15 protein-coding genes, 2 pseudogenes and 1 riboswitch are annotated in these 24235 nt (G+C 66.1%); of the genes and pseudogenes, 8 read left to right on the top strand and 9 right to left on the bottom strand.

The window, feature by feature from the left end; translation table 11 throughout:
* The gene (locus G6N54_RS12925; protein ID WP_179969200.1) at nt 1-2670 is read right to left on the bottom strand and encodes an ATP-binding cassette domain-containing protein; all 2670 of its coding nucleotides are present in this window, start codon (nt 2668-2670) and stop codon (nt 1-3) included.
* Nucleotides 2671-2757: 87 nt separating this feature from the next.
* Complete coding sequence (locus G6N54_RS12920; protein WP_163790492.1) at nt 2758-3972, bottom strand: NADH:flavin oxidoreductase; 1215 nt, start codon at nt 3970-3972, stop codon at nt 2758-2760.
* 94 nt (nt 3973-4066) lie between these two features.
* Here G6N54_RS12920 and G6N54_RS12915 point away from each other — a divergent pair, with 94 nt between their 5' ends.
* Both G6N54_RS12915 and G6N54_RS12910 read left to right on the top strand, forming a co-directional pair.
* Nucleotides 4067-4912, top strand: coding sequence for a bifunctional methylenetetrahydrofolate dehydrogenase/methenyltetrahydrofolate cyclohydrolase (locus tag G6N54_RS12915; protein ID WP_163790491.1), 846 nt, complete (start codon nt 4067-4069; stop codon nt 4910-4912).
* On the top strand, nt 4909-5193 hold the full coding sequence (locus G6N54_RS12910; protein WP_163790490.1) for a DUF3017 domain-containing protein: 285 nt from the start codon (nt 4909-4911) through the stop codon (nt 5191-5193). Before G6N54_RS12915 ends, G6N54_RS12910 begins: the two co-directional genes overlap by 4 nt.
* On the opposite strand, the gene G6N54_RS12905 is transcribed toward G6N54_RS12910, so the two are convergent.
* Complete coding sequence (locus tag G6N54_RS12905) at nt 5190-5732, bottom strand: DUF732 domain-containing protein (protein WP_163790489.1); 543 nt, start codon at nt 5730-5732, stop codon at nt 5190-5192. The genes G6N54_RS12910 and G6N54_RS12905 overlap by 4 nt on opposite strands.
* Before the next feature lie 270 nt (nt 5733-6002).
* Between G6N54_RS12905 and G6N54_RS12900 the strand changes: the two genes are divergently transcribed.
* From G6N54_RS12900 to G6N54_RS12890, 3 genes are all read left to right on the top strand, one after another.
* Nucleotides 6003-7445 carry an FAD-dependent oxidoreductase gene (locus G6N54_RS12900; protein ID WP_163790488.1) on the top strand — a complete coding sequence of 481 codons (1443 nt, stop codon included), beginning with the start codon at nt 6003-6005 and terminating at the stop codon, nt 7443-7445.
* A 91-nt stretch (nt 7446-7536) separates the two neighbouring features.
* Entirely contained in the window at nt 7537-8892 is a 1356-nt protein-coding gene (locus G6N54_RS12895) for an HNH endonuclease signature motif containing protein (RefSeq protein WP_163790487.1), read from the top strand.
* Nucleotides 8893-8933: 41 nt separating this feature from the next.
* Nucleotides 8934-9350 carry a pyridoxamine 5'-phosphate oxidase family protein gene (locus G6N54_RS12890; protein ID WP_163790486.1) on the top strand — a complete coding sequence of 139 codons (417 nt, stop codon included), beginning with the start codon at nt 8934-8936 and terminating at the stop codon, nt 9348-9350.
* On the opposite strand, the gene G6N54_RS12885 is transcribed toward G6N54_RS12890, so the two are convergent.
* From G6N54_RS12885 to G6N54_RS12875, 3 genes are all read right to left on the bottom strand, one after another.
* The gene (locus G6N54_RS12885; RefSeq protein WP_163790485.1) at nt 9351-10667 is read right to left on the bottom strand and encodes an MFS transporter; all 1317 of its coding nucleotides are present in this window, start codon (nt 10665-10667) and stop codon (nt 9351-9353) included. It lies immediately after the preceding gene.
* A 121-nt stretch (nt 10668-10788) separates the two neighbouring features.
* Nucleotides 10789-12129 (bottom strand): PPE family protein, encoded by a 1341-nt coding sequence (locus tag G6N54_RS12880; RefSeq protein ID WP_163790484.1) that lies wholly within the window; start codon nt 12127-12129, stop codon nt 10789-10791.
* Nucleotides 12130-12285: 156 nt separating this feature from the next.
* On the bottom strand, nt 12286-14058 hold the full coding sequence (locus G6N54_RS12875) for an NAD-binding protein (protein WP_163790483.1): 1773 nt from the start codon (nt 14056-14058) through the stop codon (nt 12286-12288).
* 510 nt (nt 14059-14568) lie between these two features.
* Here G6N54_RS12875 and G6N54_RS12870 point away from each other — a divergent pair.
* Both G6N54_RS12870 and G6N54_RS12865 read left to right on the top strand, forming a co-directional pair.
* Nucleotides 14569-16506: pseudogene (locus G6N54_RS12870) on the top strand (APC family permease); the annotation flags it as partial.
* 11 nt (nt 16507-16517) lie between these two features.
* Nucleotides 16518-18446 (top strand): annotated as a pseudogene (locus G6N54_RS12865) (APC family permease); the annotation flags it as partial.
* 20 nt (nt 18447-18466) lie between these two features.
* Here the strand turns inward: G6N54_RS12865 and G6N54_RS12860 are convergent.
* Genes G6N54_RS12860 through G6N54_RS12850 form a run of 3 tightly spaced genes read right to left on the bottom strand, consistent with a single transcriptional unit; the run spans nt 18467 to nt 21703 of the window.
* Entirely contained in the window at nt 18467-19201 is a 735-nt protein-coding gene (locus G6N54_RS12860) for a class I SAM-dependent methyltransferase (RefSeq protein ID WP_163790480.1), read from the bottom strand.
* Nucleotides 19198-20349 carry a homoserine O-acetyltransferase MetX gene (gene metX / locus G6N54_RS12855; protein WP_163790479.1) on the bottom strand — a complete coding sequence of 384 codons (1152 nt, stop codon included), beginning with the start codon at nt 20347-20349 and terminating at the stop codon, nt 19198-19200. The genes G6N54_RS12860 and metX overlap by 4 nt, the downstream gene beginning before the upstream one ends.
* A gap of 10 nt (nt 20350-20359) precedes the next feature.
* Nucleotides 20360-21703, bottom strand: coding sequence for a bifunctional o-acetylhomoserine/o-acetylserine sulfhydrylase (locus G6N54_RS12850; protein WP_163790478.1), 1344 nt, complete (start codon nt 21701-21703; stop codon nt 20360-20362).
* Between the two features lie 40 nt (nt 21704-21743).
* A riboswitch (SAM riboswitch) is annotated at nt 21744-21866 on the bottom strand.
* A 127-nt stretch (nt 21867-21993) separates the two neighbouring features.
* Between G6N54_RS12850 and G6N54_RS12845 the strand changes: the two genes are divergently transcribed.
* Complete coding sequence (locus G6N54_RS12845) at nt 21994-24231, top strand: NADP-dependent isocitrate dehydrogenase (protein WP_163790477.1); 2238 nt, start codon at nt 21994-21996, stop codon at nt 24229-24231.
* The last annotated feature ends 4 nt before the right edge of the window (nt 24232-24235 follow it).

Below are 24235 nucleotides of genomic sequence, written 5' to 3'. Positions count from 1 at the left end.
TCAGCGTCGTTTCAGCCGGATCTTCCACCACACGATCGCGCTATAGCTTATGCACAGGACTCCGAGCATGGCCATGTCGAAAAGCATGATGTGTTTCGAGTGCTGCCATATCGGGTCGTTAGTCGGGATCTGTTTGACCTTCACCAGCGCCGGAAAGTCGATCGACGACGCGGCCGCCGCATAACCCCAGCGCGCCGGGGTCAGCCAGGCCAGCTGCTCTAAGCCCGGGCGCTGATAGACCTGGATCATTCCGCCGGCCAACACCAATTGGCTCATGATCGACACCACCAGCAGCGGCATGATCTGCTCGTTCGACTGCGCGAGGGCGGACAGCATCAGGCCGAAAATCGCCGACGCGACACACGCGCCCGCCACGGTGACGAACAACGACACCGTCGCATCACCGAAGAACAGCGCCGGCTGGGTGGGTGCGCCTTTGCCGAGCCGCACGATGAAGACCGCGATCGCGGCCTGCAGGGTCGCGAAGATGCAGAACACCATGACCTTGGCCAGCAGGTAGGCCCCGGTGGACAGGCCTACGGCCTGTTCTCGACGGAAGATCGCGCGCTCTCCGATGAGGTCGCGAATGGTCAGCGCGGTGCCCATGAAGATCGCGCCGATGTTCAAGAGCACCATGATGTACTGCGGTTGCGTTGGTGCCAGGCCGAGCGGATCGGCGGGCCCGAGACCGGGCTTGGGGCCCTTCACGGTCAGCGACAGCGCGCCGATCAGGAACGGCAACACAGCCAGGAAGATGGTGTAGCCGCGGTCCGAGATGACCAGGCGCACCTGACGCCGGGCGATCGTGGATATCTGCCGGCGCAGGTTGGTCGGCGGCGGGTCGCCCAGGTCCGCCGGGCTCTCGCGAGCCGGCGGCTGCGACGACTGCTGATTGCGCTCCTTGAAGCGGCGGTTGGCCTCGTCGGGATCGGCGCCGACGCTGGCGAAGATGTCGGCCCAGTTGCGGGTGCCCATGGCGGCCTCGACCTGGTCGGGCGGGCCCTGGAACGCGGTCTTGCCGCCCGGCGCCATCAGCAGGATTTGGTCGCAGACGTCCAGGTAGGACACCGAGTGGGTGACCACCAGCACCACGCGGCCGGCGTCGGCGAGCAGGCGCAGCATCAGCATCACCTGACGGTCCAGCGCCGGGTCCAGACCCGAGGTCGGCTCATCCAGCAGCAGCAGCGATGGTTGGGTCAGCAACTCCAGCGCGACGGAGGCGCGTTTGCGCTGTCCGCCGGACAATTTGTCCACGCGGGTGTCGGCGTGCTTGGTCATCTCCAGCTCTTCGAGTACCTGGGCGACCACCTGGGCGCGCTCAGCCTTGCTGGTGTCCGGCGGCAGGCGCAGCTCGGCGGCGTACCCCAGCGCCTGGTTGACCGTCAGCTGTCGGTGTACGACGTCGTCCTGCGGGACCATGCCGATCCTGCTGCGCAGCGAGGAGTAATCGGTGTGGATGTTGTGACCCTCGAATGTCACCGTGCCGGAGCTGGGGCTGGTGTACCCGGCGATCAACCGCGACAGCGTGGTTTTGCCGGCGCCGGAGCCACCGATGATCGCGGTCAGCGTGCCGGGCCGGGCGGTCAGCGAGACGTGGTCGAGCAGCTGCTTGCCGTTGTCGACTTCGTAGCAGACCGAGTTGACCTCGAGGCCGCCGGTGCGCGTCGCGGCTTCGGTGCGGCGGACCAACGTGTCGCGGGTGAAGACCAGGTCGACGTTTCCGATCGTGACCACGTCGCCCTCGGTCAGCACCGCCGAGCCGACGCGGACGCCATTGACGTAGGTTCCGTTGACGCTGTGCGCGTCGCGGATCTCGGTGCCGATCGGCGTCTGGAGCAAGAACGCGTGGTGGCGCGAGGCCAGGACGTCCTGAATGACGATGTCGTTGTCGGTGGCACGCCCGATCGTGAGCCCATTGGACGGCTTTTCGATCGCGCCCGATCGAGACGGCAGCAGCGCCTGGAACATCTTGGTCGCCAGGTTCGCCACTTCGGGCGCCTTGGCCTCGGCGACAGGCGACATCTGTGTCTTCGGAGCCAGCGGGGTTCCGACGGGCGCGGACATCTGCGGCTGCGGCGGATAGTTGGGCGGGGCGTTGTTGGGATACGGCGCGGTCGGTCGCCCGAGCGACGTCGGGTATACGGGCTGCCCCGGTGGCCCCGGCGGTCCCGGCCGCGGGGGTGGCATCCCGGGATGCGGCCGCGGCGGCGGTGGCGCGCCCCAGGTGGTCTGGCGCACGGGTGGCGGTCCGGGCGGGGCGGGCAGCGGCTGACCCGACGCCTGTGACGAAGGCCACGCGCCCGGAGCACCGACCGGAAGCCCCATCGACTCGGTCCGCGGCGGGCGCCCGGCCATGCCTTGGTGGCGCCCGACCTCGAAGGTCAGCAACGGGCCGTCGGGGTTTCCGATGTTGATGCTCTGGCCGTCGTGGATGTCGATGACCGGAACCTTGCGGCCGTTGGCGAAAGTGCCGTTGAGCGAACCGTTGTCGATCGCCAGCCAGCGGCCCTGGTCGAAACGCAGCAACAGATGGGCGCGCGAAATCAGGGGGTGCGTGATGCGCAGATCGGCCCGGAGATCGCGCCCCACCACCACGTCGTGACCTGCTGCAAAGGTGCGTTCCGACCCGTCATACCGGACAGTCAGCGCCGGCGCGACTGGTGAATTCATCGCCACAACTCTAGCCCGTGGACCTATTTCACGATCTGCACCGATGCGGCACGTCGGGCCAGTTGTGCCCGGGCGGTCACCCCGCGATCACGCCGTGTCGGGCGCTCCGGTGACGACGCAGTGGGTGCGGGTGTAGATGGTCGGCATGCACCGATTGCAGTGCGTGCACGCCGAGTGGACGCCGTGCCGGGCGCCGTCGGCCGCGAGTCGATTGATCAGATCCGGCTCGGCCAGCAGCGCGCGGGCCATCGCGACGAACTCGAATCCCTCGGCCATCGCCAGGTCCATCGTCTCCCGGTTGGTGATGCCGCCGAGCAGGATCAGCGGCATCTTGAGTTCGGCCCGGAACAGCTTGGCGTCACGCAGCAGATACGCCTCGCGGTAAGGGTATTCGCGCAGGAACTTGGTGCCCGTCATGCGCATTCCCCAGCGCAGCGGCGGTTTGAACGCCCCGGCGAACTCCTTGAGTGGGGCATCGCCGCGGAACAAATACATCGGGTTCACCAGCGAGCTGCCGGCGGTGAGTTCGATCGCGTCCAGGCCGCCGTCTTCTTCCAGCCATTTGGCGGTGATCAGCGACTCATCGGTGTTGATCGCGCCCCGCACGCCGTCGGTCATGTTGAGCTTGGCGGTGACCGCGATCGGCGTTCCCTCCTTCTCCACCGCGCGGCGAACGGCCATCACCATGCCGCGGGCGACCTTGGCCCGGTTCTCCAGCGACCCGCCGAACTCGTCGTCGCGACGGTTGATCAGCGGTGACAGGAAGGAACTCGCCAAATAGTTGTGGCCCAAATGAATTTCGACCGCGTCGAAGCCGGCTTCCATGGCGAACCGGGCCGCGTTGGCGTGCGCTTCGATCACGTCGTTGATGTCGTCGCGGGTTGCCTTCTTGGCAAAGCGCATTCCGATCGGGTTGAAGAACCGGACCGGTGCCAGCGCCTTGGCCTTGTTGGACTTCGCGTTGGCCACCGGACCCGCGTGACCGATCTGCGCGCTGATCGCCGCGCCCTCGGCGTGGATCGCGTCGGTGAGCCTGCGCAGCCCCGGCACCGCCTCGGGGCGCATCCACAGTCCGTTGCCCTCGGTGCGTCCGCCTTGCGAGACGGCGCAATAGGCGACGGTCGTCATGCCCACCCCGCCGGCGGCCGGCGCCCGGTGGTACTCGATCAGGTCGTCGCTCACCAGCGCGCCGGGCGTGCGTGCTTCGAAGGTCGCCGACTTGATGGTCCGGTTGCGCAGCGTGATCGGTCCGAGCTTGGCTGGGCTGAATACGTCCGGAATCTGGGGCTGGTCAGATGCCATGCGAGGAGCCTAACGGCGATCGCAAGGCCTGCGAAGCAGGTGGTAGCGGGTCGCCGTCATGGGGCATTGCCTGGCACATGCCAGACTGTGAGGCGTGGGCGCAATCACACTGGACGGCAAGGCCACCCGCGACGAGATCTTCGTCGACCTCAAGCAACGAGTTGCGGCACTGACCGCGGCGGGGCGTACGCCCGGGCTGGCCACGGTCCTGGTCGGTGACGATCCCGGCTCCCAGGCCTACGTGCGAGGCAAGCATTCCGACTGCGCGAAGGTGGGCATCACCTCGATCCGTCGCGATTTGCCCGCCGACATCTCCACGGCCAAGCTGAACGAGACGATCGACGAGCTGAACGCCAACCCCGAGTGCACCGGCTACATCGTGCAGTTGCCGCTGCCCAAGCATCTCGACGAGAACGCCGCGCTGGAGCGCATCGATCCCGCCAAGGACGCCGACGGCCTGCACCCGACGAACCTGGGCCGGCTGGTGCTCAACAACCCGGCGCCGCTGCCGTGCACCCCGCGCGGCATCGTGCACCTGCTGCGGCGCTACGACGTCGAGATCGCCGGTGCGCACGTGGTCGTCATCGGCCGCGGGGTCACCGTTGGCCGTCCCCTGGGTCTACTGCTGACGCGTCGCTCGGAGAACGCGACAGTGACGTTGTGCCACACCGGAACTCGCGACCTGGCGGCGCTGACCAAGCAGGCCGACGTCATCGTCGCCGCCGTCGGCGTGCCGCATCTGCTGACCGCCGACATGGTGCGGCCGGGCGCCGCGGTGCTCGACGTCGGCGTCAGCCGGGTGGATGACAAGCTCACCGGCGACGTGCATCCCGAGGTGTGGGAGGTCGCCGGGCACGTGTCGCCGAACCCCGGTGGCATCGGCCCGCTGACGCGGGCGTTCCTGCTGACGAACGTGGTCGAGCTGGCCGAGCGGCAATGAGTTCGGCGAAGACCGCAGCCAAAGCTCAGTGGCCGATCCTGCTGGTCGGGCTGATCTTTGTGACGGCTTTCGCGTTGGTGGGCGCCAACTTCTGGCGTCGCGGTTCGCTGCTGATCGGCATCGCCGTCGGCGTCGCCGCGATACTGCGGTTGGTGCTATCCGATGATCGTGCCGGCCTATTGGTGGTGCGCAGCAAGGGCATTGACTTCATCACGACCGCGTCGGTCGGGGCCGCGATGGTCTATATCGCATGGACCATCGATCCGCTTGGTACGGGCTAGATCCCCGGACCGGTAATCTGCGGCAGGTTGGGCATCGCGCCGCCGGGCATGTTCGGCATCCCCGGCATCGCGCCGCCGGGCATGTACGGCATCCCCGGCATCGCGCCGCCCGGCATGTTGGGCATCCCCGGCATCATGCCGCCGGGGATGTTGGGCATGTTGCCGCTGGCCAAGTTCGCCATCGCCTGCGGGCAGTACGACTGAATGGCGATCGTGGTGAACATCTGCGCCATCTGTGGCGACATGCCTTGGCGTCGGACGCTTGTCACTGCCCCGGCGAAGCTGCCGCCGGGCTGGGCCAGCATCGGGCAGATGGATTCGCCCACGGCCATCGCATTTCCGGGCTGGCCGAAGTCGACGCCGGCGTGGTTCAGCGCGTCGATGAAGCTGTCGTCGGCGTTGGCGTCCGCCTCGGCCGGTGGCGCCCCGAACGCCGCGGCGACAGCGAGCAGGCCGGCCACCGCGGTCAGCAAGCGAATAGTGAAGGGCTGATGGCGAAACGTCCAGGCCCAACCATGTGCAGCAGCAACTGCTTTCATTGACAGCTTCCCCATCTGTCGCGGAGCGCTCTGAAGGCACTCAAATCTCACTAGGAAGACTGATCTATGGCGGTCACGTTTGCGGCACGGGAATATCAAGGTTTGCACACTATGCGTTTCATGAGCGCGATGCTTCTGAGACATCGGTTAGTGCGCGGAAAGCGTTACGGGCGAAGGAGGATCGCGTCCCGGCCAATCGAGGCCACACTGTGATCCGACACGATCGGCGACGCCGTGTGCTGGAGTGAGAAATGGTTGAGAATCCGCATCATGGATCGTGGCATCTCACGACAGACGTTTCTTCGCGGCGCTGTTTCGATGTTGGCGACGCGCGCGGTGCTCGGGACCACGCGGGCTGCCGCCGATCCCGGTGCCGCCGTAGCCGGCTGGAATGGCTTGGCCTCGGCCATCGGCGGCAGTGTGCTGTTGCCGGCCAGCGGTGCCCAATTCGCTTCGAGCAAAGCGGTATTCAACTCGTTCTACAACAACTCCAGCCCGGCCGCGGTGGTCACGGTTTCCTCGCAGGCCGACGTCCAGAAGGCGGTCGCCTTTGCGACGGCGAACAAGCTCAAGGTCGCACCGCGCGGCGGTGGTCATTCCTACATCGGCGCATCGAGCGCCAACGGCACGATGGTGCTCGACCTGCGCGGGCTGCCGGGCGGGGCGCACCTCGACGGCGGCAACGTCACGGTCACCCCGGCCACGAACCTGTGGGCGGTGCATCAGGCCTGCGCCGGCGCCGGTCGCGGCGTCCCGACGGGTAGTTGCCCGACGGTCGGCGCTGCGGGGTTGACACTCGGCGGCGGGATAGGAGCCGATTCCCGGCATGCGGGCCTGGCCTGTGACGCGCTGCAGTCGGCCACGGTGGTGCTTCCCGGCGGTGACGTGGTGACCGCGTCCGCCAACGACCATCCGGACCTATTCTGGGCGCTCCGCGGTGGTGGCGGCGGCGATATCGGGGTGACGACGTCGATGACGTTCGCGACCTTCCCGACCGGCGACACCGACGTCGTCCGGCTCGAATTCGCCCCGTCGTCGGCCGTCCAGGTGCTTATCGGCTGGCAGAACTGGCTGGACGGGGCGGACCGAAACGCCTGGGCCGGAGTCGATCTCGCGGTCGGCTCGGCTGAACCCGACTGTCACATCCTGGCGATCTGCCCTGCCGGCGGTGCGGCCGGGATGACCGATGCGATCAAGACCGCGGTCGGTGTGCAGCCAACTTCGGTGACCAACAAGACGATGAACCGGATGGACCTCGTGACGTATCTGGCCGGTGGAAGTTCGACCTCGGCGCCGCGCGGCTTCGTGGCCGGGTCCGACGTCATCACCACGGTGAATTCCGCTGCGGCCCATGCCATTGCCACCGCGATTGGGCAATGGCCCGCATCGGGCGGACAGGCTTCGCTGCTAGTGGATCCGCTGGGTGGAGCCGTCGCCGATGTGGCCCCGGGGGATTCGGCGTTTCCGTGGCGCAAGCAGTCCGCGGTGCTGCAGTGGTACGTCGAGCCCGCTGCCAACCAGGTCGCCGCCGCGACCCAGTGGCTGAGTTCAGCTCACCAAGCGGTACAACAGTTTTCGGTTGGCGGATATGTCAATTACCTGGAGCCCAACAGCGCGGCATCGCGCTATTTCGGGTCGAATCTGTCGCAGCTGACGTCGGTGCGGCAAAAGTACGACCCCAACCAGATCATGTACTCCGGTCTGAAGTTCTGACCACCGACACGGCAAAATCTCTTGTGCCACTTGTGTTTCTGTGGTCACAGGGCGGGGTTTTGTGTCGGTGGGTCGATCTAGTTTGGTCGGTATGAGTACGGGTGTGATCGTCGACGGGGAAGCCATGGTGGCGGCCTTCGATGTGCTGACCGCCGCGATCGAGACCATCAACGGGTTCGACAAACAGATGCTACGCACCCCCGAGCGACTGGCCATGCTGCGCCGCTACGAGCAGGCACAACGACAACTATCCGCCGGCCAACACCCGCTGATCAACGGGCTCGCCCAGGACGCCACCCCGGCGGAGTTGGGCGGCACACTGTCCCATGCGATCGCCGACGCCACCCTGATCAGCCGCGCCGACGCCGGCCGCCGGGTCCGCGAAGCCGCCGACCTCGGGGAGCGACGCGCCCTGACCGGTGAACCGTTGCCGCCGGTGTTGGCCGCCACCGCCACCGCGCAAAGGGCCGGAAAGCTGGGTCGCGAGCATGTCGCGGTGATTCGGCGCTTCTACCATCAGCTGCCGGGCTGGATCGACATCGAGACCCGCACCGCCGCCGAAGCCGACCTCGCCCGCCTAGCCACCCAATACCGCCCCGACCAGCTGATCGGATTCGCCGAGCACGTGATGAATTGCCTGAACCCGGACGGCAACTTCACCGACGACGACCGGGCACATCGCCGCGGGGTGACCCTGGGCAACCAGCAAGCCGACGGCATGTCCGCCCTCAGTGGTTGGCTCACCCCCCCAAGCCCGCGCCTCGCTGGAGGCCGTGCTGGCCAAATTCGCCGCCCCGGCATATGCAACCCGACGACCACACCCCTGCGTCGACGGCGCACCGTCCCAGGACGCGATCGATCACGACCCCGCTCGGCGGCGCAGCGCCATCACGACGGCCTCAACGCCGCCCTCCGTGCCGTGCTCGCTAGCGGGGAGTTGGGTCAGCACAATGGGCTGCCCGCCTCGATCATCGTCTCGACCACCCTGACCGAACTCGAAGCCGCCGCCGGCCACGGCCTCACCGGCGGCGGAACCCGGCTCCCCATCTCCGATGTGATCCGCCTGGCCCGCCACGCGCATCACTACCTCGCCATCTTCGACCAGGGCCAACCCGTCGCGCTGTATCACACCAAACGCCTGGCCTCACCCGGACAACGAATCGTGCTGTACGCCAAAGACCGCGGCTGCACCGTCGGCGGCTACTACTGCGAAATCCACCACATCACCGACTACGCAACCTGCCACACCACCAACATCGACAACCTCACCCTGGCCTGCGGCACCCACCACCGACTCCTACAACCCCACGGCTGGACCACCCGCAAACACCCCAACGGCACCACCGAATGGATCCCCCCACCCCACCTCGACAAAGGCCAACCCCGCACCAACACCTACCACCACCCCAACAAACTCCTCCACAACCCAGACGACGACGAGAAGTAGCTAGCTAGCCACGCCAGATCCCCATCGGGTTAGGCTCAATCATGCTTGCAGGCGATCCGGTGACCGTGCTCAGCGAAGATGAGTGCTGGGACTTGCTATCGAGCGCGGCGTTGGGCCGGTTCGTCGTTGTCACGGACGGCCGAGCCGAGATCTTTCCGGTCAACTTCGTCACCCAACGCCGGACGCTGCTCTTCCGAACTGCCCCGGGTACCAAGCTTTACCGAGCCGCCATGAGCGACCAGATCGCTTTCGAGACCGACGGCCACACCGACGTCGAGGGGTGGAGCGTGATCATCCAAGGCAGGGCGCATCTGCTGACGGCGACCGCCGAGATCCTCGACGCCGAGGAAGCGCCGCTGATGCCGTGGCCCGCGACGGTGAAGCCTCACTTCGTCCGGGTGATCGGCATGGAGATCACCGGCCGCCGGTTCAAGTTCGGGCCCGCACCAGCTCGATAGTCAGGACCTCGGAAGCCATGCCGTCGCGACATCGCGCGGATAGCTGCGGCGGGCAAGGCACAGCAACAGCCCGGCTGCGACGACTGGCATGACCAGCATGATCAGGAAGGTGTCGCCCAACGAGCGTGATGTGCCGCCCAACGCCGTGGATACCGCGCCGAATGCCAGCGGCGCCAGCCCCGTCGATATCGACACCAGGGTGCTGCGCACCGCCTCCGCCGTACCCCACAGTCGCGAATGCACGATGTCCAGCCTCGCCGCGTTGAGCGGTGGGTTCACCCCGCCCATTGCGGTCCCCGCGAGGAACGCGAATGTCAGTGCCAGCAAAAGATTGTCGGCGAGCAGCGTGGGAAGAATCAACGCGGCCGCAGCGAGAAACGCCGTTCCGCCCAACGTGATTCGTGCGTTGATGTAACCTCGGTCCGTCAGCCAGTCAGCGATGCGTCCGGTGGTGAGCACGCCGGTCAGCGCACCGACCCCGAGGACGGCGATCAGCATGGTCGCCACCGACTGACCGATCTGGAACCGGCCGCACAGCAGCGCAACCCCGAAGGTGCTCAACCCGGCGGAGAAGAAGTAGCCGAACGAAGATGCCGCTATCAGAACGACATTGGTGCGGATCGAGAGCACCCACCGCAGTTCCCGCCAGATCGAGCGGCGCCGAGAATCCGCTGTCTTGTCGGTGCGGGGGCGGCGGCCGCCCCGCAGCGGTTCGCGAAGCAACGTCGCCACCGCGACGCTGAGAATCAGACCCATCACGGCCAGCCAGCCGAAGCCTAACCGCCACCCGACCGCGCCGAGTTCGCCCGCGACCAGCAGCCCAATCGCAGTGCAGGTCCCTTCGCCGGCGAGGACGAGCCCGTAGACACGGCCGCGCTCGGCGGGCCGGAAATAGTCACCGACCAGCGAGGCCACTACGGGGCCGGAGACCGCGATGCCGGCGCCAAGGGCCACTCGGCACGCCAGCAGCCAGCCGTAGTTGGGGCTGGCCGCGCTCAACGCCATCGCTACCGAACACACCAGCAGTGCTATCCACAGGAGGCGAACCCGCACGGTGCGATCGGCGAGCGGCCCGGCCAATACCGTGGCGAGAGCGCCCACGCCGGTCGATACGGTAACCAGCAACCCGACCTGAATGTTGTTGATGTGCAATGACTGTCTGAGCGGGACAACCAGTGCGCCGACGGTGCCGGCATCGGCGCTTTGCAGCCCAACCGCCAAAGCGAGCAGCACAATTGGCTTCCAACGCGAGGCGCCGGCGGCCGGTGCGGCTGGATACTCCTGTACCGCGGAGGCGTGCTCTGCGGCCGTCGGCACGAGCTCAAGATACCCTGCGGGACAGCATCTTTAGCTGCGAGAACGGTGCGATTCGCCCCGCTAGCGCAACGTTAAGATTCAATTCCATTGCTGGATGTCGCCGGTCGGCACCGCATTCACATCACAGGCCGAGCAGGCGATTTCGCTGCTCGTTGAATTGTTGGTCGGTCAGCAGACCTTCGTCGCGCAGCCGGGCGAACTCACGGATTTCGGCTGCGATCCCCGTCACCACGGTGCGCGGCTCGCCCTCGGCGACCGCGTCTGCATCCCCAACCTTGGGTGCCGCGGCGCTGACTGGCCGGACGCCAATCGGGTCCTTGCCCCGCAGCTCACGGCCTTTAGCCCCAAAGCCCTCACGGATGGCACGTCCGGCCGTACCGGCCAGCGCCATCTCGCCGAACGAGCCTTCCAAGCTGGGTGCCATTGCCTGTGGTGCGAGGCCGGCCGGCGCGGCCGGCAATGCCAGGGCGATCGGGCGCACCGACGGCGTCGCCGCGGCCCAGGTGGGTGGCACCGACAGCGACCCGATCGTATTGGCCTGGCCCAATCCCGCGACCGCCCTCGTCGACATGAAGTCAGCGGCCGGCGCCGACGATGGCACGGTCTCCGACACGGCCGCCGATGGGACCCCGTTCGCATCCCACCCGGAAACGATGTCGTCGGTGTGTAAACCGGTCTGAGCGCCGACGAGGTCGATGGGCAGGGAGATCGCGCCCAGCGGTGCCAGTGGGGCGTCGATTCCGTAGGCGATCGCGTCGGCACCTAGATCCAGGGCGTCCCTCGGCGTCGACAAACCGAGTGCATTCGTCGCGCTGCCCAGCACGTCCGACACCGAGGACGCCGGGTCCGAAACACTCGAGACCGTGCTCTGCGCGTTCCCGGCCGCCAGGCGGCTGGCTTGGCTGACCACATCCGCCTGGCTGGCCGACCCGCCCTGATTGGTGTTCTGCTGCGCCGGGCTGAACGGGGTGAGCTGCGAGGCCGTCGCCGCCGAGCCCGAATAGCCGTACATCGCGGCGGCATCCTGCGCCCACATCTCGCCGTATTGAGCCTCGGTGACCGCGATCGCCGCCGTGTTCTGCCCCAGCACGTTCGTGGCAACCAACGACATCAGCTGGGTGCGGTTGGCCGCGACCACCGGCGGCGGGACCGTCGCGGCGAACGCCGCCTCGTAGGCGGCGGCGACCGCCCTGGCCTGGCTGGCCGTCTGCTCGGCCTGCGCGGCGGTGCGGCTCAGCCACGCTACATACGACGATGCGGCGGCCGTCATCGATACCGATGAAGGCCCCAGCCACGGACCCGCGGTGAGTCCGGAGACCACCGATTCATAGGAGTTCGCCGTCGAATGCAGTTCTGCCGCCAGCGTTTCCCAGGCCGCGGCGGCGGCGAGCATCGGTCCAGATCCAGGCCCGGCATACATGAGGCCGGAATTGACTTCCGGCGGAAGTGTCTCGAACTCCATTAGGCGCCACGCCTATTCGAATGGGGGGAGGGCGCCGTCATCGTTAGCTGAAATGCCGTGCAATGCAATGATCGTCCCCCTCACTGATTCCGGGCATTGCGCAATCGCGTCGCCAAATGACCCTTCGACTTCCCCCGAAATCGAAGGACTCCGCGCCTATGCGGATTGGCGCTTGACCTCGTAGCCTTCGTCCGGGCGTTGATCTTCGGGCAGATCGCCGCCGGTTCTTGACGGCTGCCCCTTGTGCAGTGTGGCCAGTAGCTCTCGGTACGGGCCGACGAGATAGACGGTGTCGCCGGCGCTTAGTCGGGCGTCGCGGCGCGGGTGTAGCTGAACCGGGGCGTCCTCCCGGGTGATCGCGATGACCCGGGTCTGTGTCGACACCTCGAACATCTGCAGGCCGTCGAGCTCGCTGCCTGCCTGGACGTGCATTCCGCCGACCATGAACGATCGGCTTCCGACCGAAAACGTGCCCAGCACTTGCAGTCCCATGGCGGCGCCGATGAACCACGGTGCGGCCAGTTCCACGGTCGAACGCACGTTTTCGAAACCGAACCGTTGCGCCACCGCGGATCCGAGGTCATGGTCGTAGACTCGCAGCACCAGCGGAACCTCACCCCACCGATTTCCGCCCGGCACCGGCTGAGACGTCAGCATCTCGCGCAGCACGATCCCACTCTCGATGTTGACCATGTCGTCACGGGTCAGCACCGCCACCGCGCGGGCGGTATCGACCCGAGCCGCTTCCAGCGTCTGACGTAACGTCGCGTCCCCGAAGATAACTGGCACGTCGAGCTCGGCCGCGCTCGAAAGGAACGGATTGTTCTGGTCGCGCTCGATAACCGCGACGTCGTAACCGTCCGTTGTCAGGTCGGTGACGACCCGGATACCGAGCGCGCTGAGCCCGACGACGATGACGTGATTGCGCAGGTGTCGTGCCCGCGGGCGTCCGGACGACCACACGAACCGTCGGGACAACATCACATCCGCGACAAAGGCGACCAGCAGCGCGGTGGTGGTCACGCCGCCCAACATCAACACGGCGGCATAGATCCGCAGCCACGTGGGCTGACTTGCGAAACTGAAGTCGCCGTAGCCGGTCGTAGTGATCGTTTCGTTGGTGAAGTAGAACGCATCGACCCACGACATCCCCGGGTGGGTGTAAGAGAAGTGCAACAACATCGTTGAGCCGATGATCAGTACGCCCAGCGCGACGATCATAGGGTAGAACGCGGGGTTGACATCGCTGGCCAGCGCGCGCGCCGCGACGAGCAGGCGCCGCAGCCGGGACTGGCGTGACCGCGTGCGCTCCTGGCTCGGGGCCTTGACGCCGCAGGCCGCCAATTCCGCCGTGGTGCCGATCATCACCGTCCAGTCACCGGCGTTGACGCGCAGGTCACGCCCGGGGCATACCACGACCTCGCCGGGATTGAAGGTGTTCTCGCCCTTGACTATCGCAACCGGCGCCAAGTCGCCGTGGATTTCGCGCAGCGTCGCGTCGTAGGGCACCTCGGCGCCGAAGACGACGAAGTGAATACCGGCGGCCTCGAACGGGTGCGTGGTACGTGCCAGGCATGCCTCAACCACCGCGGGCGCCGCGAGGTCGGCCACACCGAGTATCGCGCTGGGCCCTTCATCGACGGCAACCGCCTCACGCAGCACGTCGTTGGCTACCCGTGCCACGATGCGGATGTCGGGATTGGCTTTTCGCGCCAACAGGGCGATCTCGAGGTTGGTCGCATCGTCGTCACCCGCGCACACCACCGCCGCCGCGTGGGCGACGCCGGCACGGTTCAGTTCGGTCTTGACGCGGGCGCCGGCGAGTTCAGCGTCGAGGAGTCTGGCAACGCTCGCGCCCGCTCTTTTCAACTCCTCGACGATCGTCGACGCCAGTGCATCGTCGCCGCTGACGATGACGCACTGGCTCATACGGTTCGACTCCTTGATTCCTGCTGACAGCTGTAATTACACTGGCCCGCCCGGGCGATGATTTGGACCGATCGTAACAGCCTGTGAATTGCTCTGAGCTGCAGCTGAACTCAATGCTCTTGACTAATTCGGCGCCCATGCGGAGCCAAAATGCCTGTAAGGCAGTGCATTTGACGACCGCCGGGGCCTCCGGCGGGTTGCGGGCGCGGCAATCGCGCCTGCGCCACGCGCGCTGATTGACAAGTGGCTGAATTCACAACGGCTTTGGATGAGAGGGGCGTATTCACAGGATTGCCAGCCTCCGACGTGGTGTTTTGGCGCCGGCCACGGGTTTCTTTGTTACGGCAACGTGACCACCTACGAATGTGCTGCCAATTTTGCTGGCAACATTCTGTGGCTTTCCCCGGCTCTCGGGTTTTGCGCCGCTTTAGGGGGAGAGACAGAGTGTTATGGACGAGTTAGGCTTTTGCCGGAATTGGAGCACCGGGGTAAGGGATATGGCTTGTGACAATGTCTTTGGCTGACGAGTCGGTGGCTGACGAACGGCGAGCATGGTCGTCGTTCTCCGACGTCTGTAAGCGCGGCTTTCTCGGAAAGCCCTTGATCACCGACGAGCTGCAGCATGAGAGATTGTCGAATCCCGTTGCGCTCGGTGTCTTGTCGCCGGACGCGATCTCCTCGACCGCCTATGGCTCCGAGCAGATCATGATCGAACTGTTGCCGGCGGCTGGCATGGCCGCGTTTGCGTTGTTGCTTCCGATCACCGGCGTCATCCTGTTGATCCTGGTGTTGGTGGCCGCGTCGTACCGCCAGGTCGTGATGGTCTACACGCGCTCCGGCGGGTCGTACGTGGTTGCCCGCGAGAACTTCGGCCCCCGCGTCGCCCAGATTGCTGCCGCCTCGCTGCTCATCGACTACGTGGTGACCGTGGCCGTGCAATGCGCGGCCGGGACGGTGGCCGTGGTCTCGGCGATACCGATGTTGGGCCCCTACAGCCTCGAGATCACCGTCGGCGTCGTCTTGGTGATGTGCTTCATGAACCTGCGTGGGTTGAAGGAGGCCGGGGTGCGTTTCGCGCTGCCCACCTACGCCTTCTCGGCCATGGTCGCGCTGACCATCGTCGTAGGCGTGATCCGAGAATTCCTGGGCAACCTGCCGGTCTACGACCCCCAACACATCGCCGGTGCGGTGACGGTCCATCACGGCAACGGGCTGATCATGGGCGCGACCATCCTGATCGTGCTGCGGGCCTTTGCCAACGGCGGCTCCTCACTGACCGGGGTGGAAGCCATCTCCAACACGGTCAACAGCCTCCGTCCGCCCGAGGGCATCAATGCCCGCAAGGTGATGACGGTGATGGCATGCATCCTCGCGTTCCTGCTGGCGGGTGTGGCCTGGTTGACTCATGTCACCCACGCGACGCCGTACGTGGACGGATACCCGTCGATGCTCTCCGAGATCGCGCGCGCCGTGTTCGGCGACGGGGTCGTCGGCAAAGTCCTGTACTTCGTGTTGCAGGCGTCGACCGCGGCGATCCTCTACACGGGCGGCAACACCAGCTTCAACGGATTCCCCGCGCTGGCCAGCTTCGTGGCCGAGGACCGATTCCTGCCGCGTCCGCTGATGAAGCGCGGCCATCGTCTGGTCTTCTCCAACGGCATCATCACCCTGGCCGCACTCGCGGTGGCATTGCTCGTCATCACCGGTGGCTCCGTCGACGCGCTGGTGCCGTTCTACGCGATCGGGGTATTCACCGGATTCTCGATGGCCGGCTACGGAATGACCAAGCACTATCTGAATCACCGGGAGCCGGGCTGGCGGGGCAAAGTACTGGTCAACCTGTCGGCGGGGATCTTGTCGACGGTCGTGGTGGGCATCTTCGCGGTGGCCAAGTTCACCGAGGGCGCGTGGCTGATCGTCATCGTCTTCCCGGTGCTGGTCTTCGCCCTGATGCGGCTCAACGCAAAGTACCGCGCCGAGGCCGCCGTCCTGGAGATGTCGCACACGGAGCAGCCCGTGTTGGACCGATACACCCGGCATCGGGTTCTGGTGTTCGTGGATTCGGTTGACCTCGCGGAAGTGGAGGCCTTGCGCTACGGCAACGGGCTGCATGCCGATGACCTGACCGCGGTCCATTTCATGCTCGACGTCGCGAGTGCCGAGCGATTGCGGCAGCGGTGGGACCGGTTCGAGCACGACACCCCGCTGCGCGTGGTTGATTGCCCCGACCGTCACCTGGCGCGGGCCGCGCACGAGTTGATTCTTGGGGTGCTCGACGACCACCCGGGCACCCAGGTGACCGTGCTGTTGCCGCGCCGGACCTATGCGCCGCTGGTGGGCCGGCTGCTGCACGACCGCACGGCGGACAAGATCGCCCGTGCTGTCAGCCGGATCCCGGGCGCGGCGGCGCAAATCCTGCCCTACGACATCGAGTCCCGGATAGCGGAGGTGACCCGCGTGTGACGACCCCGAGCGCACTACCGCTCTCGTTTACCGACAAATGCAAGAAAGTCTTTCTCGGTAAGCCGCTGACTACCGATCAGCTGGATTCCGAACGGCTGTCGAATCCCGTCGCGCTCGGCGCACTTGCGCCCGACGCCATTTCGTCGACCGCCTATGGTCCCGAGCAGATCATGGTCGAGCTGCTGCCGTCGGCGGGCATGGCCGCGTTTGCCCTGTTGCTCCCGATTACCGGGGTCATCTTGTGCATCCTGGCACTGGTGTCGGCGTCGTACCGTCAGGTTGTGATGGTCTACACGCGGGCCGGCGGTTCGTACTCGGTCGCGCGGGAGAACTTCGGACCCCGGGTGGCCCAGGTCGCCGCGGCGGCGCTGCTGATCGATTACGTCGTCACCGTGGCGGTGCAGCCCGCTGCCGCGACGGTCGCGCTGGTCACGGCGATTCCTCCGCTACGTCCCTATCACCTGGAAATCACCTTGACCGCAGTGGTTCTCATCGGACTGGTCAACCTGCGCGGCCTGCGGCGGTCGGGCCGGATGTTCGCGATCACCACCTACGCCTTCGTCACCATGATCACGGCGACGATCCTGACCGGGTTTATCCGCGAAATTGCTTGGGGATTGCCGAGATACGATCCAGCACACATCGCCGGGGCGGTGCCGGTGCATCAGGGTAGCGGACTGGTGATGGGCGCGACGATCCTAATTGTGTTGCGCGCGTTCGCCAATGGTGGCACCTCGCTGACCGGCGTCGAGGCCGTGTCGAATACCGTCGACGTCTTTCAGAAGCCCGAAGGGGTCAACGCCCGTCGGGTGCTTACGGTGATGACGTGCATCCTCGGGTTCCTGCTGGCGGGGGTGGCCTGGCTGGCGCACGTCACCCACGCCACCCCGTATCTCGACGAATACCCGTCGATGTTGTCCGAGATCGCCCGCGCGGTGTTCGGCCATGGCGTGTTGGGCAACATCCTGTACTTCTTGGTCCAGGCATCGACCGCGGCGATTCTGTTCACCGGCTGCAACACCAGCTTCAACGGGTTCCCCGCGCTGGCCAGTTATGTTGCCGAGGACCGGTTTTTGCCGCGCCCGCTGACCAAGCGCGGTCACCGTCTGGTCTTCTCCAACGGCATCATCGCGCTCACCGTGCTGGCGGTGACCCTGCTGCTCATCACCGAAGCGAAAGTGACCGCGCTGGTGCCGTTCTTCGCGATCGGGGTGTTCACCGGCTTTGCGATGGCCGGCTTCGGCATGGCCAAGCACCACCGGACCCATCGTGGGCCCGGCTGGCGGCGCAAGTACGCGGTGAACCTGTCGGCGGGGATCTTGTCGATGATCGTGGTGGGTATCTTCGCGGTGGCCAAGTTCACCGAGGGCGCGTGGTTGATCGTCGTCATCTTCCCGCTGCTGGTGTGGGGGCTGATTCGGCTCAACCAGAAATACCGGGACGAGGCGGCCGTCCTGGAGATGTCGCACACGGAAATCCCCGATCTGGAACGGCATCCGCGACTGCAGGTGCTGGTGTTCGTGGACACCATCGACCTCGCCGAGGTCGAGGCCGTGCGCCTGGGATACGGCCTGCATGCCGACGAACTCACGGCGGTGCACTTCGTTATCGACGCCGACCGTGCGATGCGGCTGCGCGACCGCTGGGAGCGCTTCGATCACGACACCCCGCTGTGGCTGATCAACTGTCCGGATCGGCACTTGAGCCGGGCCGCGCACGAGCTGGTCTGGCGAGTGCTCACCGACCATCCGGACAGCCGGGTGACGGTGCTGTTGCCGCGTCGAACCTACGCCCCGTTACTCGGCCGGCTCTTGCACGACCGCACCGCGGACAAGATGGCCCGCGCGGTGAGTCGCATCCGGGATGCGACCGCGATCATCGTGCCCTACGACATCGAGTCGCGGATCGCCCGGATCGCACCGGACGGCATCGACCCCGTGGACCGTCAGCCGGCCAGTGTCGCCCGGATGCACACGGTGACGTAGGGCATCGCCAACCCGGTCGAACTGGCCAGCGCCGGATGGGTGGCCAGCAGTTCGCGCACCTGGTCCAGGGTTCGCGTGCGGACCTCGGCCGGCGACGTGATGCAGTAGCTGCGCGAGGCCACCAGATCGATTAAGGCTTGTGGCGTAATGTAATTCGTCCACTCGACCTGATGGCGTTCGGGCTCGGCGAACGGCGGGGGCAGCAGTACGTCGAAACGGCGGCCGTCGCCGTCGCTGCCGATGATCTGACCGAGCTCGCGCACCCAGCCGAGCCGCTCGTCGCGGGTGTTCCACACAAGGCCCAGCCGCCCGCCGGGCCGCAGCACGCGGGCCACCTCGGGAATCGCCCGTTCCGGGTCCACCCAGTGCCACGCCTGGGCGACCAGCACGGCGTCGACGCTGTTGTCCTCCAACGGAATCTCCTCGGCGGTGCCCAGCACCGCGCGGGTTTCCGGCAGCGAGTCGCTCAGCACTTCGAGCATGTCCGGAATCGGGTCCACCGCCACGACGTCGAGACCACGTTCTACCAGCCGGGTGGTCAGCTTGCCGGTACCCGCGCCCAGATCGAGCACCTGACGCGCACCCCGGGGCAACAGCCAGTCGATGGCTTCGGGCGGATACGACGGCCGGCCACGCTCATAGGCCGCGGCCGCCGAACCGAACGACAGGGATTGTTCGCTCCTCGACCGCGTCACTGTCGGCCCGCGCCTTCGGCAGGGACAGTCTCGGAGGCCAAATCCAGTGTCTCGCGGATCAATTCGCCCACCGCCTCGGTTTCCACCAGGAAGCCGTCATGTCCGCAGAGCGAGTCGACAACCGCGAGGCGGTTACAGCCGGGCAGCAATTCGGCCATCTCATGCTGCAAGCGCAGCGGATAGAGGCGGTCGGAGGTGATGCCGCCGACCACCGCCGGCACCGGACACCGGCGCAGCGCTTTCTCGACGCCGCCGCGGCCGCGGCCGACGTCGTGGCTGTTCAGCGTCTCCGTCAGGATCACGTAACTGCCGGCGTCGAACCGGGCCAGGATCTTGTCGCCCTGGTGTTCCAGGTAGCTCTGCACGGCGTAGCGACCGCCGTCCGACGGGTCCTCGCCGCTCTGGCTGTCGTTGCCGAACCTGTCGTCGAGTTCGATCTCGCCGCGATAGGTCAGATGGGCAAAGCGCCGCGCGATCGCGAGTCCGGCATCCGGCGTGCGCCCGGTGCCGTGGTAGTCGCCACCCTGCCAATTCGGGTCGGCCTTGATGGCCGCGATCTGGGTGGTCTGGGTGCCGATCTGGTCGGCGGTGGCACGCGCCCCGACCGCCAGCAGCAATCCGGCCCGAACCCGCTCCGGGTGTCCCACCATCCATTCCAAAGCCCGTGCGCCGCCCATGGATCCGCCAACTACGGCGGCGACTTGGTTTATTCCCAGCGCGTCCAGCGCGGCGATGTCCGCCTCCACCTGGTCGCGCACCGTGATCAGCGGAAAGCGGGAGCCCCATGGCTTTCCGTCTCGGGCAAGCGAACTCGGCCCGGTGGAGCCACGGCAACCGCCCAGCACATTGGTGGCGACCGCGCACCAGCGGTTGGTGTCGATCGGTGCCCCAGGCCCCGCGATGCCGTCCCACCAGCCGGGCGTGGGGTGTCCCGGCCCGGCGGGGCCGGTGATGTGGGAGTCGCCGGTGAGCGCGTGCAGCACCACCACCACGTTGTCGCGCGTCGGCGATAGTTCGCCCCAGCGCTGCACGGCGATGCAGACGTTGTCGATGACCGCGCCGCTCTCGGTGGTCAGCGAGCCGATGTCGACCAGGCCGACCTCGCCTTCGGCGGGCAGCGTTTGGGTGGGGACGTCGGAGATCGTCATGACAAGTCCCTCAGAAGGCCGCCACCGAGTGCGGGTCAGAACTTTTCGGGACGGCCGCGAACCCGAGCTCGAGGTCGGCCAGGATGTCGTCGATGTTCTCGATGCCGACGGCCAGCCGCACCAGTCCCGGCGTGACGCCGGTGCTCAGCTGCTCCTCGGGGGATAGCTGGGCGTGGGTGGTCGACGCCGGGTGAATCACCAGCGACCGCACGTCGCCGATGTTGGCGACGTGGCTGTGCAGCTGCAGCGCGTTCACGAACGCCTTGCCGGCCTCGATTCCGCCGGCCAGCTCGAACGCCAGCACGGCGCCGGTTCCCTTGGGCGCCAACTTCTTTGCCCGTTCGTGCCACGGCGAGCTGGGCAGCCCCGCGTAGTTGACCGACACCACCCCATCGTGACCCTCGAGGAATTCGGCGACCCGTTGCGCATTGGCGACGTGACGTTCGATGCGCAGGCTCAGCGTTTCGAGGCCCTGGGCCACCAGGAACGCGTTGAATGGTGAGGCCGCCGATCCGAGATCGCGAAGCAATTGCACGCGGGCCTTCAGCGCGTACGCGGGCGGTCCCAGCTCGGCGAACACCACGCCGTGGTAGCTGGGGTCGGGTGTGGTGAACCCGGGGAAGCGGCCCTGCGTCCAGTCGAACGTGCCGCCGTCGACGATGACCCCGGCGATCGCGGAGCCGTGCCCGCCCAGGTACTTGGTCGCGGAGTGCACCACGATGTCCGCGCCCTGCGCGAACGGCTGGATCAGGTACGGCGTCGCAATGGTGTTGTCGACGATCAGCGGTACGCCGTTGGCGTGGGCAACCCCGGCGACCCCCGGGGTGTCCAGGATGTCGATCTGCGGGTTGGAGATCGTCTCGGCGAAGAAGGCCTTGGTGTTGGGCCGGACGGCCGACTGCCACGAGTCCAGGTCGTCGGGATCCTCGACGAAGCTGACCTCGATGCCGAGCTTGGGCAGCGAATAGTGGAGCAGGTTGTACGTGCCGCCGTACAGCCGCGGGCTGGAGGCGATGTGATCTCCAGCACTCGCGAGATTCAATATGGCGAATGTCTCAGCGGCCTGGCCGGAGCTCAGGAACAGTGCCGCGACGCCGCCCTCGAGCGCGGCGATCCGCTGTTCGACGACATCGGTGGTCGGGTTGCCGATCCGGGTGTAGATGTTGCCCGGCACCTCAAGCCCGAACAAGGCCGCGGCGTGGGTGGTGTCGTCGAAGACGTAAGAGGTGGTCTGGTAGATGGGCAGGGCACGCGCGTTGGTGGCCGCGTCGGGCTGCTGACCGGCGTGAATCTGCTTGGTTTCGAAAGACCAGTGGGTAGACGGATCGTCGCTGGTGTTGTTGTCGTCGCTCATGGCGAACTTCCCCTGTCTGGCTTAGGGGCCCGTCATGGCGGACCCGCGCTTGCCGGATAGCCGGTGCTGTTGGCTACTCAACCTGGTCATCACCCGGGGCACCCCACCGCGGTTGGAGGGTTGCCGGCCAGCAAGCCGGGGCTTGATGCTGGCGCTCATCACCAATACGAAGACTATCTTACTGCGCCGACTCCGTGCCAATGCCAGGTCGACAGCTGGTTAAACGCCCTTGATAACGTGGCAAACGACAACGCTGAGCCCCCCAAAATCGACCGGGAGAGGGACCGTCCGTGAGCGCCGAAAAGCCGACCGTCATCTATACGCTGACCGACGAGGCGCCGTTGCTGGCGACCTACGCGTTTCTGCCCATCGTGCGGGCGTTTGCCGAGCCCGCGGGCATCGAGATCAAGACCAGTGACATCTCGGTGGCCGCTCGCATCCTCGCCGAGTTCCCCGAGGACCTCACCGAAGAACAGCGGGTGCCCGACAACCTGGCCGAGCTGGGCCGGCTGACCAAGCTCCCCGACACCAACATCATCAAGCTGCCCAACGTCAGCGCCTCGGTGCCCCAGCTTGTTGCCGCGGTCAAGGAGCTGCAAGGCAAGGGCTACAAGATTCCGGACTACCCGCAGAGCCCGAAGACCGACGAGGACAAGGAAATTCGCGACCGCTATTCGAAATGCCTTGGTAGCGCGGTCAACCCGGTGCTGCGCCAGGGCAACTCGGACCGCCGTGCGCCCAACGCGGTCAAGGAGTACGCGCGCAAGCACCCGCACAGCATGGGGGAGTGGTCGCAGGCGTCGCGCACCCACGTCGCGACCATGAAGCACGGCGACTTCTACCACGGCGAGAAGTCGATGACGGTGGATCGCGGACGCAGCGTGAAGATGGAGCTGGAGACCAAGAGCGGCAAGAAGATTGTGCTCAAGCCCACGGTGTCGTTGCGCGACGGCGACATCATCGACAGCATGTTCATGAGCAAGAAGGCGCTCTGCGAGTTCTACGAAGCAGAGATCGAAGACGCCTACAAGACTGGCGTGATGTTCTCGCTGCATGTCAAGGCGACGATGATGAAGGTCTCCCACCCGATTGTCTTCGGCCACGCCGTGAAGGTCTTCTACAAGGACGCCTTCGCTAAGCATCAGGCGCTGTTCGACGAACTCGGCGTCAACGTCAACAACGGATTGGTCGACCTGTACGACAAGATCGAGGTGCTGCCGGCGTCGCAGCACGACGAGATCATCCGTGATCTGCACGCCTGCCACGAACACCGTCCCGAGTTGGCCATGGTCGATTCGGCCAAGGGCATCAGCAACTTTCACTCGCCCAGCGATGTGATCGTGGATGCGTCGATGCCGGCGATGATCCGGGCCGGCGGCAAGATGTACGGCGCCGACGGGCGGCAGAAGGACACCAAGGCAGTCAACCCGGAGTCGACTTTCGCCCGCATCTACCAAGAGATCATCAACTTCTGTAAGACCCACGGGCAATTCGATCCGACCACGATGGGTACCGTGCCCAACGTCGGGCTGATGGCGCAGCAGGCCGAAGAGTACGGCTCGCACGACAAGACGTTCGAGATCCCGGAGGACGGCGTCGCTAACATCGTCGACCTCGACACCGGCGACGTGCTGCTGACGCAAAACGTTGAGGCCGGCGACATCTGGCGCATGCCGATCGTTCGGGACGAACCGATCCGCGACTGGGTCAAACTGGCCGTGACCCGGGCGCGCAACTCGGGTATGCCGGTGGTGTTCTGGCTGGACCAGGAGCGTCCGCACGAGAACGAATTGCGCAAGAAGGTTCACACGTACCTGGCCGACCACGACACCGAGGGCCTCGACATCCAGATCATGTCGCAGGAGCGGGCGATGCGGCACACGATCGAGCGAGCGATGCGCGGTCAGGACACCATCGCGGCTACCGGAAACATCCTGCGCGACTACCTGACCGACCTGTTCCCGATCCTGGAGCTGGGTACCAGCGCCAAGATGCTGTCCATCGTGCCGTTGATGGCCGGCGGCGGAATGTACGAAACCGGCGCGGGCGGTTCGGCACCCAAGCACGTCCACCAGCTCGTCGAGGAGAACCACCTGCGCTGGGATTCGCTCGGCGAATTCCTCGCTCTCGGAGCGTGTTTTGAAGACCTGGGGATCAAGACCGACAATGAGCGTGCCAAGATACTGGCCAAGACGCTGGACGCCGCGATCGGTAAGTTGTTGGACAACAACAAGAGTCCGTCGCGCAAGACCGGTGAACTCGACAACCGCGGCAGCCAGTTCTATCTGGCGTTGTACTGGGCCCAGGAACTCGCCGCGCAAAACGACGACGAAGAGTTGCGGAACCGCTTTGCCGCGCTGGCCGATTCGTTGAGCGAGAATGAGGAAGCCATCGTGGCCGAAATGGCCGAGGTGCAGGGCGAAACGGTCGACATCGGCGGCTACTATCAGCCGGACAGCGAGAAAACGACTGCAGTGATGCGGCCGAGCAAGACGTTCAATGAGGCGCTTGCGGCTTCGCAGGACTAAGCCC

It is taken from the genome of Mycobacterium stomatepiae, from assembly GCF_010731715.1.
In the GTDB taxonomy this organism is placed as follows: Bacteria; Actinomycetota; Actinomycetes; order Mycobacteriales; family Mycobacteriaceae; genus Mycobacterium; species Mycobacterium stomatepiae.
This window is presented reverse-complemented; position numbering and strand designations above follow the sequence as displayed.